Origin of the sequence: Nonomuraea sp. NPDC005501, assembly GCF_040605905.1 — a bacterium.
Taxonomy (GTDB): Bacteria; Actinomycetota; Actinomycetes; order Streptosporangiales; family Streptosporangiaceae; genus Nonomuraea.
Genome location: NZ_JBEXDT010000048.1, coordinates 54,756 through 65,301, shown reverse-complemented (window position 1 = coordinate 65,301; position 10,546 = coordinate 54,756). Strand labels below are relative to the sequence as shown.

At 70.5% G+C, this 10,546-nt stretch carries 13 protein-coding genes; 10 read left to right on the top strand and 3 right to left on the bottom strand.

What is annotated here, in order from left to right; all coding sequences use genetic code 11:
• Window positions 1–45 precede the first annotated feature (45 nt).
• Window positions 46–234 (bottom strand): hypothetical protein, encoded by a 189-nt coding sequence (locus tag ABZS51_RS23235; protein ID WP_355444547.1) that lies wholly within the window; start codon window positions 232–234, stop codon window positions 46–48.
• A gap of 148 nt (window positions 235–382) precedes the next feature.
• Between ABZS51_RS23235 and ABZS51_RS23230 the strand changes: the two genes are divergently transcribed.
• From ABZS51_RS23230 to ABZS51_RS23220, 3 genes are all read left to right on the top strand, one after another.
• A complete protein-coding gene (locus ABZS51_RS23230; protein WP_310713579.1) occupies window positions 383–754 on the top strand; it encodes a VOC family protein in 372 nt (123 codons plus the stop codon).
• Between the two features lie 147 nt (window positions 755–901).
• Window positions 902–2,413: an MFS transporter gene (locus ABZS51_RS23225; protein ID WP_355444543.1), complete on the top strand. Its 1,512-nt coding sequence runs from the start codon at window positions 902–904 to the stop codon at window positions 2,411–2,413.
• Window positions 2,414–2,453: 40 nt separating this feature from the next.
• A complete protein-coding gene (locus tag ABZS51_RS23220; RefSeq protein ID WP_355444540.1) occupies window positions 2,454–3,023 on the top strand; it encodes a DUF5655 domain-containing protein in 570 nt (189 codons plus the stop codon).
• Window positions 3,024–3,077: 54 nt separating this feature from the next.
• Here ABZS51_RS23220 and ABZS51_RS23215 read toward each other — a convergent pair whose 3' ends face one another.
• A complete protein-coding gene (locus tag ABZS51_RS23215; protein WP_355444537.1) occupies window positions 3,078–4,082 on the bottom strand; it encodes a Rieske 2Fe-2S domain-containing protein in 1,005 nt (334 codons plus the stop codon).
• Between the two features lie 169 nt (window positions 4,083–4,251).
• Here ABZS51_RS23215 and ABZS51_RS23210 point away from each other — a divergent pair, with 169 nt between their 5' ends.
• From ABZS51_RS23210 to ABZS51_RS23180, 7 genes are all read left to right on the top strand, one after another.
• Window positions 4,252–4,695, top strand: coding sequence for an ester cyclase (locus ABZS51_RS23210; RefSeq protein ID WP_310713587.1), 444 nt, complete (start codon window positions 4,252–4,254; stop codon window positions 4,693–4,695).
• A gap of 19 nt (window positions 4,696–4,714) precedes the next feature.
• On the top strand, window positions 4,715–5,203 hold the full coding sequence (locus tag ABZS51_RS23205; RefSeq protein WP_310713590.1) for an ester cyclase: 489 nt from the start codon (window positions 4,715–4,717) through the stop codon (window positions 5,201–5,203).
• A 76-nt stretch (window positions 5,204–5,279) separates the two neighbouring features.
• Window positions 5,280–6,170 carry a helix-turn-helix domain-containing protein gene (locus ABZS51_RS23200; protein WP_355444533.1) on the top strand — a complete coding sequence of 297 codons (891 nt, stop codon included), beginning with the start codon at window positions 5,280–5,282 and terminating at the stop codon, window positions 6,168–6,170.
• 46 nt (window positions 6,171–6,216) lie between these two features.
• Window positions 6,217–7,233 (top strand): Rieske 2Fe-2S domain-containing protein, encoded by a 1,017-nt coding sequence (locus ABZS51_RS23195; RefSeq protein ID WP_310713594.1) that lies wholly within the window; start codon window positions 6,217–6,219, stop codon window positions 7,231–7,233.
• Window positions 7,234–7,267: 34 nt separating this feature from the next.
• Complete coding sequence (locus ABZS51_RS23190) at window positions 7,268–8,332, top strand: methyltransferase (protein ID WP_355444529.1); 1,065 nt, start codon at window positions 7,268–7,270, stop codon at window positions 8,330–8,332.
• Window positions 8,332–9,531: a cytochrome P450 gene (locus ABZS51_RS23185; RefSeq protein ID WP_355444526.1), complete on the top strand. Its 1,200-nt coding sequence runs from the start codon at window positions 8,332–8,334 to the stop codon at window positions 9,529–9,531. The genes ABZS51_RS23190 and ABZS51_RS23185 overlap by 1 nt, the downstream gene beginning before the upstream one ends.
• Window positions 9,532–9,690: 159 nt before the next feature.
• A complete protein-coding gene (locus ABZS51_RS23180) occupies window positions 9,691–10,062 on the top strand; it encodes a metalloregulator ArsR/SmtB family transcription factor (protein WP_310713601.1) in 372 nt (123 codons plus the stop codon).
• Here ABZS51_RS23180 and ABZS51_RS23175 read toward each other — a convergent pair.
• Window positions 10,050–10,535, bottom strand: a complete 486-nt coding sequence (locus ABZS51_RS23175) for an SRPBCC domain-containing protein (protein ID WP_310713603.1) — start codon at window positions 10,533–10,535, stop codon at window positions 10,050–10,052. The two genes, ABZS51_RS23180 and ABZS51_RS23175, sit on opposite strands and share 13 nt — an antisense overlap.
• Window positions 10,536–10,546 lie beyond the last annotated feature (11 nt).

Sequence of the window (10,546 nt, the reverse complement as noted above, 5' to 3'; positions counted from 1 at the left end):
ATATGTATGTCTCCTGGGACGCGATTTCGCTGTCACCACGGAGCATCACAGTGCCTTCTGGTGATCCACTTGCGCCTCGGTTGCGACTGCGGCCGCGCCACCGGCCGGGTCGGGCCCGGCCGAGCGCTCCAGGACGACGGCGCCGAACCCGCGGTGGCGCAGCGCGATGCCCAGCGCCAGCCCGGTGACGCCGCCGCCTGCCACGAGTACGCGGCCTCGCCTCGTCGGGTGCATGTCCCGAGCATGCCCGAGGCGGGTCGCGAACCCTTCTCCGACATTGCTGCCAACCGGTCGTAACGGCTCTCCGGCGGCTCGCGACATGAAACGCGTAGGATGTAGCCGACCCTTGACGGGTAGGATCTTCCCTACCTAGGATTGCCGCATGGAAATCACGCATCTGCAGAAGTTGACCATTCCCGTCACCGACCAGGACGCCGCCAAGGCGTTCTACGTCGACAAGCTCGGCTTCGAGGTCCGCAGCGAGACGCCGATGCCGATGGGCGACAACCTGCGCTGGATCGAGGTGGCGCCCAGGGGCGGGCAGACGACGCTGGTCCTGTGCAACTGGATGCCCGACCTCCCCAAGCTGCAGAACGCCATGCTCGAGACCAAGGACACCGACGAGGCCGTGGCCGCCCTGCGCGACGCCGGCGTCACCGTCGACGACCCCAACCAGACTCCGTGGGGCAAGCAGGCGGCCGTCACCGACCCCGACGGCAACCGCTTCATCCTCGTCGACGGCGGCGGCGCCTGATCGTTCGTCACCACCGCGCGGCGTGCCCGCGGTGATCCACCCAGTCGTCCCTCCGTGGGAGAAGCCATGACCCAACCCCCTCGTGACGAAACATGGTCACCATCCGGTGCCGACGATGCCGCGCCCGCGAGCACCGTCTCGTCCCGGATGTGGATCACCCTGGTGCTCGTCTCTCTCGGGGCCATGATGGAGGCGCTCGACTCCACCGTGATGGCGCTCGGGAACCCGAAGATCGCCGTCGAGCTGGGGACGGAGCTCAGCCAGCTCCAGTGGGTCAGCAACGGCTACATGTTCGCGGTGGTCGTCTTCCTGATCACGGCCGGGAAGATGGGCGACAGGTTCGGCCACCGCACCACCTTCCTCGTGGGGATGGTGGGGTTCGCCGCGAGCTCGGTGGCCGCGGGACTGGCCGGCTCCGTCGAGGTGCTGATCGCCGCCCGCGTCGTGCAGGGCCTGTTCGGGGCCGTGCTCGCGCCCAACTCGCTGGCGATCATCCGCAACCTGTTCCCGTTCGACCGGATGAAGACGGCCATCGGCGTCTGGGCCGGGTTCGGCGCGTTGGCCATGGCGGCGGGGCCGTTCATCGGCGGCCTGGTGGTCGGCCAGTTCGGGTGGCGGGGGATCTTCTTCCTCAACGTCCCGATCTGCGCGATCGTCGTGATCGCCGGGCTGGTGCTGATGGACAAGGGGCGCGAGGAGCGACTGGCCGCGCCGATCGACATCCCCGGCGTGATCCTGCTGTCGGCCGCGTTGCTGGCGCTGGTGTGGGGGGTCGTCCGCATCCCCGTGGACGGTCTCGACCTGTACACCGGGCTGTGTTTCCTGGGCTTCGTCGTGCTGGGGGCGCTGTTCCTCTGGCGGCAGCAGGCGTCGGCGAACGCGGTCCTGCCGCTGCGCCTGTTCCGCTCCGCGTCCCTCTCGGCCGCGGTCGTGGTCCTCACGATGGCCGCGTTCGTGGCCTTCGGCAGCTATTTCTACTTCGGCCTCTACCTGGAGCAGGTGCAGGGGGCCACGCCGCTGCTCGCCGGGGTGCTGTTACTGCCGCAGACCGTCCTGTTCGGGGTCGGCGCCGCGGTCGGCGGCAAACTGGGCAACGACCGGGGCCCTCGCGTGCCGATGATGCTCGGCGCGGTCCTGGTCGCCCTGGGCTCGGTGGGGATCACGCTGCTGCAGGCGGACTCGTCGTACGCCCTGCTCGGTCCGTCGCTGGGGCTGATGGGCATCGGGATCGGCGCGATCGTCCCGGTGGCCGTCGGGGTGATCCTGGGACACAGCCCGGCCAACCTCGCGGGGACGGCGTCGGGCATGCAGCAGACCGGCCTGATGCTGGGCGCCGTGCTGGGCACGGCCATCCTCGGGGCGATCATCAGCGTGCGCGTCGCCGCGGATCTTCCCGGGCGTCTCAGGGCCGCGGGCGTTCCGCCGGACGCCGTCGACAAGGCGACGGACCAGGCGGCCGTGGCGGCTCAGGGCGTCCTGCCGCAGGTCACCGGGGTGGCGCCGGATGTCGGTGCGCAGATCAGGACCGCGGTCGGCCAGAGCTTCACCAGTGGCCTCAACACCGCGCTGATCGTGGGCGCCGTGCTGATGGTCGTGGCCGCCGTGATCGCGAGCCGGGTCAAGGCGCCCCCTCAGGGGGCGGGCGCGTCCTGGGGCTGAGCAGCTCCCCCCTTCCGCAATCCGACGAAAGGAACCTGGAATGGCGCTCTCCGGAGCGGAGATGCTCGTCCGCGTCTCGGCGTCCCTTCCCGACAAGACCGGCAAGTCGCTCGATGAGTGGGTGGCCGAGGTCCGCAAGTCCGGGACCGACCCGCTCGACCAGCGCGCGGTGCGGCAGTGGCTCAAGTCCGAGCACGGCCTGACCAAGCCGCAGCAGGAGGCGGTCGCCATCGCCGCGGCCAAGGACGCCGGGTGGGCCGAGCCCACCGCCGACGACCATCTCGCCGCCCAGTACGCCGGACCTCAGCAGAGCCTGAAGCCCATCTACGAGGCGCTCGTCGCGGCGGCCACCGAGCTGGGCGACGACGTGGCCGTCGAGGTGCGTGCCACCTTCGTCGCGGTGAACCGCAAGCGCCAGTTCGCCGCGGTGCAACCCGCCACCGGCAGCCGGATCGACCTCGGGCTGCGGTTCGTCGACCCGCCGGCCGACGAGCGGCTCAAGCCGGCCAAGGCCCCGGGCCAGTCCACCCACAAGATCGGCCTGACCGCCGTCGAGCAGGTGGACGACGGCATCAAGGCGCTGCTGCGGCAGGCGTACGAGCAGAACTGACGCGACCTGCTGTCTCCGCCGGCCCGCCTGGTGGCGGGGCCGGCGGGGCGCGGGTCAGCGCAGATAGTCCCGGGCCGGGTTGGCCCGCGGGTAGCGGCGCAGGTAGGAGAAGAAGTCCGCGAGGGCGGCGTCGCCGTGCGTCAGCAACCCGGGGGTGTAGTGGATCGTCATCAGCACGGGCGCGTCCTCCACCAGCAGGTTGAACATGAACGCCTGCACCCTGGTGAGGAACTCCTCGGCCGCCTCCGGCGGCTCGCCGGGCAGCACATGGGTGCCCCAGCCGAAGAATGAGGCGGTGGTCCGCTCCCGGGGCGCCGCCATGCCGGTGATCCAGTAGAACCAGCGGCCGTCGAGCGTTCCCTGCTGCCAGAAGATGTTGCTGCCGTGGATCGACGCCCAGACCCGGTACTCCTCTCCGCCGGGCATCAGCGCGTGGTAGCGGTATCCCACCGAGAACTGGTCCCAGGTGACCGAGTCGTTGGGGTCCTCGACGAACTTCCCCTCATGGGGGAGCGCGAAGTGCTGCAGGTCCATCGTCTGGGCCGCGACCACCCAGGGATCGACGGCCAGCTCCTGGTCGAACGCCAGCGCCCGCGTCGCGACGGGCGTCCCGGGCATCGGCGGCTCCGGCTGGGGGAGCGCGAACAGCGGGGCCGAGCCGTTGAACGCCCAGACGATGCCGTGCGACTCGACGGTGGGGAAGCGGAACAGGCGCGCCCGGGGATCGACCGGCGTGCCGTTGGCCGACAGGCAGCGGCCGTCCATGCCGTAGCGCCAGCCGTGGAAGGCGCAGCGGATCGCGTCACGTTCGAGGCGGCCCACCGACAGGTCGGCGCCCAGGTGGACGCAGTAGGCGCTGAACACGGCGACCTCGCCGGAGCGGGAGCGCACGGCGACCACCCGGCCGCCGAGCAGGTTCACGCCGACGATGCCGCCGTCCGCCGGCAGGGCGGTGCTCAGGCACACCGGGAACCAGGTCTGCGTGAACAGGCCGTCCGCACCCTCGGACGGGATGCTCTCGGCGCGGGGCCGAGGTCGTACGTCATCCGAGATGGTCATGGTGAATGCCGTCCTTCCCGGCAGGCGCTGGACCGCGTTCAGTGTCTCCGCGGCCTGACGGCCCGGTCAATCGCACCCGGCAGAACGACAATCTCGAAGAAACCCCGACATATGCCGATGTGTTTGCCTATGAGGGTGTCATCCGTGGAGGGGCCGACGGGGAGGAACCGTGACCGTGGAAACGGACCAGCTGGCCGCCAACAAGGCCGTCGTACAGAAGCTCGTCGACGCGTGGAACGTACGGGACGTCTCCGCGATGATGCGGTACTGGGCACCGGACATGGTGCACCACGGCCGCGACGGGACCATGCCGGCCGGCCTGGTGGGCAGCGAGATGCAGCGGTTCATCGCCGCGTTCCCGGACATCCGGATCGACGTCGAGGACATGGTCGCCGAGCGTGACCTCGTCAGCACCCGGCTCACGGTCTCGGCGACCCACTCCGGCCCCTACCTGAACATGGAGCCGACGGGCCGGGCCGTCCGCTGCGCGCTGATGGGCCAGCTGCGCATCGTCGACGGCAAGGTGGTCGAGCACTGGGGCGTGGCCGACACCGTGCATCTTCTTGAGCAGCTCGGGCTGATCGACAGCGAGTTGCTGGAGGCGACGGCCTGACAGCGACCTGGGAGGGCGTGTGAACGACGAACTGGCCAAGATCAAGGCCGAACGGGAAGAGATCGTACGGCGTTTCCGCGGAGCCGTGCTGTTCTCGAAGGACTTCACGGCGATACAGGAGGTGCTGGCCCCGGAGTTCGTGGACCACTTCGCGCCCCCGTGGGACCCGCCCGGCCGCGACGGCGTCGCGCACCGGTTCGGCCAGGCCGCCGACGCGCTCACCACCACCAAGGTGGAGGTGCTCGTCTCGGTGTGCGAGGGGGAGTACCTGTCGCAGGCCATCGAGCTGCACTTCGCGCACACCGGCGAGTTCATGGGCGTCCCCGCCACCGGCAGGACGTTCGCGATCGGCGGATCGAACACCTTCCGCTTCGACGGCGCCCAGATCGTGGAGCACTGGGGGGTCTTCGACGTGGCGAAGATCCCGGATCTGCTGCGGGAGACGCACGGCGCGCAGGGCGGCTGGGCGTCGATGTGGCCGAACCCGGAGCCCTCCAACCGGCCCTGAACGACCGTCGCGGGCGGCGGGTGGACCTGGGGGACGTATCGATGGATGCTGCAGGGACCTGGAGGTAGGAGTGCGGATGCGCGAGAACGGCGCAACGGGCAGGATCGACGTCCACGACGATCACCGGCTCCGGGCGGTGGAGGAGGTCCTCGGCAAGATCCGCCGCGACCTGTCCCGCGCGCACTCGCTCGACGACCTGGCGCAGACCGCGTGCTTCAGCCCGTTCCACTTCCTTCGCGTGTTCCGGCTCATCACCGCCACCACCCCGGCGCGGTTCCTGGCGGCGCTGCGGATCGCCGAGGCCAAGCGGCTGCTCGCGGCCACCGACCTGGACATCACCACGATCTGCATGCAGGTCGGGTACACGAGCCTCGGCACCTTCTCCCACCAGTTCGCCCGGCACGTCGGGGTCTCGCCGCGGAAGTTCCGGCGGCTGATCACCGAGATGTCCGACCAGTCCTGGGACGCGGTGCTGGACGCGGTGGCGCCGCCCCCGCTCCGTGCCGGGCGGGCCCGCAAGCTCCGGGTACGGTTCAACGGCCTGGAGCCGGGCCGCATCGCGCTGGTCGGGCTGTTCGAGTCCGGCATCCCGCAGGGCTGGCCGGCCGCCTGCGCCATGGCCCGGGAGTCCGCCGAGGTGGACATGGCGGTCGGCCCCGACGGCGCCTACATGGCGCTGGCGATGAGCTTCTCGCCGGACGCCGACATCGAGGCCATGATGACCGGCGACCTGCCGAACCAGTACCTGGTCGGCTCGTACGGGCACGTCCACGTCGAGGACGGCCACGTCGCCGAGAGCGACATCGTCATCGATCTGCGCCCGCGCCGGCCCAGCGATCCGCCCATCGTCTTCGCCTCCCCGCTGCTGGCCGCCCAGGAGAGCGGCTTCGATCCGACGCCGAAAAGCCTGCCGGTCGGCCGCGAGCGAGCTTGCGCAGGATCGAAGAAGTTCCGGGACCTGGCCTGATCTAGCGTTTGGGCCACCGCGCGAACCGAACAAGCGGAGGTGACCCGTGACCACACCCCCGGCCCCGGCGACCGGCCAGGACGATCCGGTTCCCCGCCCGATGGGCGAGCACCTGCCACACGAGGGGGACGACGGACTCTACACACAGAGCTGGTATCCGATCTGCATGGCCGCCGACCTGACGGCCGGCAAGGTCGTCGGCGCGGAGTTCCTGGGCGGGCGCGTCGTCGCGTTCCGCGACAGCTCGGGCCGGCCGTCGGTGGTGTCGGCCTACTGCCTGCATCTCGGCGCCGACCTCAGCGTGGGAACCGTGTCCGACGGCATGCTGCGATGCCGTTTCCACGGCTGGGTCTACGACGAGCAGGGGGTGTGCCGCCGGACCGGCAGCGGCGACCCGGTGCCGGACGGCGCGCGGTTGTTCCGCTTTCCCACCGCGGAGAGGTTCGGCGTCGTGTGGGCGTTCAACGGCACCGAGCCGATCTTCCAGATCCCCGAGCTGCCCTGCCCGGAGGACGAGGTCCGGGCGCGACGGGGACGGTTCGGGCACCTGGCCATGGAGCCCTGGATGGTGTCGGCGCACACCCTGGACCTGCAGCACCTGTCGCTGCCGCACGGGTTCGACCTGAAGACGCCGCCCGCCGACACGGTCCGGCACAGCGCGCACAGCCATGGGTACGACCTCGTCGGCTCCCTGCCGGACGGCACCTCGTACGACGTCCAGATCGACATCCACGGCCCCAACCTGTTCCTGCAGACGGGCCTGCTCAACGGCCGCTGGTACTTCTGGATGACCTCGCCGAGCCTGCCGGCCCCGGGCCGGACCGACTCCTTCTTCGTCTACGGCGTCCGCAAGGGCGAGTCGGAGACCGAGGAGTCGGCGGAGAAGGCGCTGCAGCAGGTGTTCGAGGCGCAGATGCAGTTCTACTCCGACGACTCCGACATCTTCGACACCATCCATTTCCAGCCGGGCCTGCTCACCTCCCGTGACAGGACCCTGGCGATGTTCCTGGACTACATGCGGACCTGTCCCCGCGCCAACCCGGCACGCGAGTTCCTCAGCTGACCACCCGGTGTCCCGCTCTCGAACGGAGTACAAGGTGTCCGACGCACGTGCCCCCCGCGATGTCCAGGCCGACAACGCGTTCATCACCATGCTCAACCTGACCGACACCGTGGCGCCCTGGGCCATCCGCGCGGCGGCGACGCTCCGGCTGGCCGATCTGGTCACGCCCGACGGCGCGTCCGCCGACTCGATCCTGAAGGGGCTGGAGGTCGCCGGGGAGAGCGTCGATCCGGAGGCGGTGCGCCGGCTGCTGCGGTACCTGGCGCACCTGGGCGTCTTCGACCACGACGAGCCCTCCGAGGTGTACCGGCCGACGAGGCTGTCGGCGCTGATGTCCGAGGACAACCCGGTCAGCATGCGCGACTGGTGGGACATGGGCGGCGCGATGACCCGGCTCGACCAGACACCCGTGCACATGATCGACGCGGTGCGGACCGGCGGGCCGGTGTACGAGCGGATCTTCGGCCAGGACGTCTGGGCGGACCTCGCGGAGCACCCCCATCTGGCGGCCTCGTTCGAGAAGGCGATGGCCCACAAGACCCGCATCTCGCTGGACAGCGTCATCACGGCCGTCGACTGGTCGGCCCGCGGCGACGTCGTGGACGTGGGCGGCGGCCACGGGCTGTTGCTGGAGGCCGTCCTGCGGGCATCCCCGGACGCCCGCGGCATCGTGTTCGACACTCCGGCCGGGGTCGCGACCGCACGGGCGCACCTGGCCGGATCGCCGGTCGCCGACCGCGCCGGCTTCGTCGAAGGGGACTTCTTCGCCGCCTGGCCCACCGGCGCGGACACCTACGTCCTGATGAACGTCCTGCACAACTGGTCCGACGACCAGGCCGTGGCGGTGCTGCGGCGCGGCGCCGAGGCGCTCGGGTCCACCGGCCGGCTGCTGGTCATCGAGACGGTCGTCGGCGGCGGCGGTGACCAGCGGAGCCTCGCCCGGCTGGACATCATGATGCTGCTGTTCTGCGGCGGCAAGGAACGCAGCCGCCCGCAGTACGACGAGCTCGCGGCACGAGCGGGGCTGACCGTCGCCGAGTCGTACCCGACCTCCTTCGGCCTGGAGATCCTGGAGCTGCGCCCCGCCGGGAGCCGGTGATGGACGAGCGCCCCGTTCACCCGTTCCCGTTCGGGCCCACCACCGCGCTGGAGCTGGACGGCAAGTACCGCAAACTGCAGGAGTCCGAGCGGGTGGCCCGGGTCCGCATGCCGTTCGGCGGGGACGCGTGGCTGGTCACCGGGTACGAGGACACCAAGTTCGTGCTCTCGGACCCCCGGTTCAGCCGTGCCGTCACGCTGACGATGGACCTGCCCCGGCTGCAGCCGCAGATCGTCCAGAGCCCCGACATGATCATGAGCATGGATCCGCCCGACCACACGCGGGTCCGCCAGGTCGCCGCCCGGGCGTTCACGCCCCGCCGGGTGGAGAGACTCCGGCCGTGGATCGCCGACCGGATCGACGGCCTGCTCGGCCAGATGGCCGCGAAGGGGCCGCCGGCCGATCTGATGAGGGACCTCGCGCTGCCCCTTCCCATCTCGGTGATCTGCGAGATCCTGGGCGTTCCGTTCGCGGACCGGGAGAAGTTCCGGGTGTGGTCGGACATCGTCATGTCGGTCACGGCGTTCACCCCCGAGGAGATCTTCGCCGCGTTCCAGAGCCTCACCGCGTACCTGCAGTGGCTGGTCAGGCAGCGCCGGGTCGCGCCGGCCGACGACCTGTTCAGCGTGATGGTCCGGGCCCGCGACACCGAGGCGGTGATGAGCGAGCAGGAGCTGGTGACGTTCGGCGTCACCCTGCTCGTGGTCGGCCACGAGACCACCGTCAACGAGCTCGCCGACATGATGTTCGTCATGCTCCGCGACGGCCTCTACGCGGAGCTGGCCGAGGGCCGCGGCGCGCCGCTGCCGAGGGTGGTCGAGGAGTTGCTGCGCTTCATCCCGCTGGAGAGCCCGGGAGGGTTCGCCCGGGTCGCCACCGAGGACGTCACCATCGGCGACACCCTCATCGCCAAGGGGGAGGCCGTCTACACCCAGTTGTCGGCGGCCAACCGCGACCCGCGGGTCTTCTCCGACCCCGACGAGATCGACGCCGAGGCGGCCAGGGAGCAGCACCTGACCTTCGGTTTCGGGCCGCACCGGTGCATGGGCGCGGCACTGGCCAAGGTGGAGATCGAGCTGGCTATCGAGGCCCTGCTGCGCAGGTTCCCCGGTCTGCGGCTCGCCGTCGATCCGCAGCAGATCACCTGGAAGGCCGACCGGCTGGTACGAGGGCCTGAGGCGCTGCCGGTGACGTGGTGAGCCGGCCGGCGACAGGGCGGCCGGGGGGTGATCCAGCAGCCCGCCGGCGCCGGGCGGATCGGCGGGCCGCGTTGACAGGTAGGATAGCCCCTACTGATAATGTACTGGAGTCGACGGATATCGGGCCGCCGACGACAGTGCGATCAGGGGCTGCGAACCATGCCGCGGAGCGGGAAGACGACGACGCCGGACGGTGTCCCCACCCTGCTCGACGACGTGTTCCCGGCGCTGGCCAACCCGGTCCGGCGCCGCATCCTCCAGCTCCTGCTGCAGGGCCCGCAGTCGGTCAACAGCCTCGCCGCGCACTTCGACATGGCCCGCCCCAGCGTGTCGGAGCACCTCAAGGTGCTGCGGGACTCCGGCCTGGTGACGGAGCGCAGGGTCGGCCGGGAACGCCACTACTCACTGTGTCAGGCGCCCATGCAGGAGATCTCCGACTGGCTGCACCCGTACGAGGCCTACTGGAGAGATCGGCTGAGGCTCCTCCGCGACACCGTGGTGGAGGAGGAAGGCGATCATCAGGGCGGGTAGGGCCGCCCCTCACGGGCGACGTCCTGCCCGGCGACCTTGTCCGCGAGGACCGCTGCCAGCCGGCTGAACAGCCACGAGCGCCAGCCGCCGCCCATGATCCGGCGCGCCCGCTGCTGCAGCTCGTTGTCCGGGTCGAAGCCCTCGTGGTCGAAGAACAGGCGGGTGCCGTGGCCCTCGGCCACCAGCCGCCAGGTCGCCGTGCACCGCGCCCCGCTGGGACCGTGGTCGTCCCAGCTGATCCGCAGCATCCGCTCCGGCTCGACGGCCAGCACCTGGCAGTGGATGACGCCGCCGAACTTCGTCGTCGGAACGGCCTGCGCCACGATCGTGAACCGGTGGCCGACGATCGGCCGGAAATCCTCCGGCCCGAGCCACTTCATCACCAGCCGGGGCTCCGCGAACGCCCGCCACACGCGATCGGGGGGATACGGCAGGAACTCATCCAGTCTGATCGCCTGGGGGTCGTCCGTCATATCCGTCAGCT

Excerpts from the sequence above, each read along its gene's own strand:
- ABZS51_RS23235 (WP_355444547.1), bottom strand. The coding sequence starts at position 234 with ATGCACCCGACGAGGCGAGGCCGCGTACTCGTGGCAGGCGGCGGCGTC.
- ABZS51_RS23200 (WP_355444533.1), top strand. The coding sequence starts at position 5,280 with ATGCGCGAGAACGGCGCAACGGGCAGGATCGACGTCCACGACGATCAC.
- ABZS51_RS23215 (WP_355444537.1), bottom strand. The coding sequence starts at position 4,082 with ATGACCATCTCGGATGACGTACGACCTCGGCCCCGCGCCGAGAGCATC.
- ABZS51_RS23175 (WP_310713603.1), bottom strand. The coding sequence starts at position 10,535 with ATGACGGACGACCCCCAGGCGATCAGACTGGATGAGTTCCTGCCGTAT.
- ABZS51_RS23220 (WP_355444540.1), top strand. The coding sequence starts at position 2,454 with ATGGCGCTCTCCGGAGCGGAGATGCTCGTCCGCGTCTCGGCGTCCCTT.
- ABZS51_RS23230 (WP_310713579.1), top strand. The coding sequence starts at position 383 with ATGGAAATCACGCATCTGCAGAAGTTGACCATTCCCGTCACCGACCAG.
- ABZS51_RS23180 (WP_310713601.1), top strand. The coding sequence starts at position 9,691 with ATGCCGCGGAGCGGGAAGACGACGACGCCGGACGGTGTCCCCACCCTG.
- ABZS51_RS23185 (WP_355444526.1), top strand. The coding sequence starts at position 8,332 with ATGGACGAGCGCCCCGTTCACCCGTTCCCGTTCGGGCCCACCACCGCG.
- ABZS51_RS23225 (WP_355444543.1), top strand. The coding sequence starts at position 902 with ATGTGGATCACCCTGGTGCTCGTCTCTCTCGGGGCCATGATGGAGGCG.